Genomic DNA, 1,443 nt, shown 5'->3' with positions numbered 1-1,443 from the left:
CCATATAGACATCAGCTGGCTCGGCATAGGTATTCGCATAAAGCCGGTAACTGAGTATCGCCTCTTTCTTGTTGTCAGCCTTATCGTATAGCTCCGCTACGATAAACTGAATATCCTGCTTTTCCTGCTCGGTTTTTGCCAGCTTACGCATAATACGCAATTCTCCGGCCGCTGCTTCCCACTGTTCGGTTTCACGATAAGCCAAAGCCATTTTAGCAGGCAGCGTATCGAGTAAATTATGCTTTGGGTAACGCTTTCTGAAGTCTGAAATAACGTCGATAGCACGATGCCATTCTTTTAATTCAATCAAATAACCTGCGGCATCATATTCTGCGCTGGCTCTGAGGGTGGAAGTCGGAGCAACAAGCCCCACGCGAAGAAACTCGTCAACGGCTAGCAAAGTCTGCCCATCTGCCAACTTCGCCTCTGCCTGCTTAAAGACACTCGCAGCCAGGCTTTCAATTGTTGCAGCCCGGCGCTTGTCCTTTGCAGGCATTTGGGTCAATACCTCTTGATACGCACCTTCTGACAGAACAAAGTCATTTAAAGCATACAAACTGTGCGCTTTAATCAAACTACTTTCTAATAAGGTTTGTTTATCAAGCTTGGGCGCACCTTCAAACGAAGTCGGCCAGTCAATCAGGCGCTGAGCCAAAGGTAATGCCCCCTGATAATCTTTCCTGTCAAAATACTCAGAGCTCACGAGGTACAAAACCGGAACCGCTCTATTGTCTTGCTTGTGAATATCAACAAAACGCATTTGAGCCTGCTCCCGCTTAATACTTAAGCTTTCCAGAAGAGCTTGCCTTGCCTCTTGCTCTGTTGGCAGCTTATCTTTTGGCAAGGCTTTGATGCTCTTTAAGTAATCATCATAGAGCAGCACGGAAGCGTAAGCCGCATCACTACGACCAGAAAATTCTGAGAACTCATAACCAGCTCTTTCGAAAGCCGAGATCGCTTCTGGAAAATGTGACAGTTGTGTCTCGCTCTCAGCCAATAATACTAGGCGCTCTGGCAAGTCTGAATGATTGGGAAAGGTCTCGGTAAAGGCACGGTTATATCGAGCAGAAAGCGTATATTCATCGAGCGTTTTTTGCTTGCTGGCAGAACGTTTCTTAGCAGCCTTGCGTAACTGGCCGGCTTTAACGTAATGGCGATCAGCTAACTCTTTTAACAGTGGCTCCAGCTGTTCTTTTGTATAGCCCAGCGAGTCGGTAGCACCTTCAGGCTCTGGCTTCGGAGCATGCGTTTGCCAAAATTCACTGCCTAAGCCATAAGTCTCAACAAATCGCACTTTCTCGGGGTAGATATCTTTCTTAAAGCCTGCGTGAACCAGCACAGTGATGATCTGCATTTGATATTTTGGCGACCACAAACTCAGTGGCTGCCTGGCAATATAGTTCTTATAAACTAACACCGCGTCACTAAACTGCTCTTTATTCA

1 protein-coding gene is annotated in these 1,443 nt (G+C 46.6%); it reads right to left on the bottom strand.

The features are described 5' to 3' along the window. On the bottom strand, positions 1-1,443 hold a 1,443-nt coding region (locus A3763_RS29120; protein WP_369823168.1), incomplete at both ends, for a tol-pal system YbgF family protein.

The organism is Oleiphilus sp. HI0128 (assembly GCF_001635365.1).
This window is presented reverse-complemented; position numbering and strand designations above follow the sequence as displayed.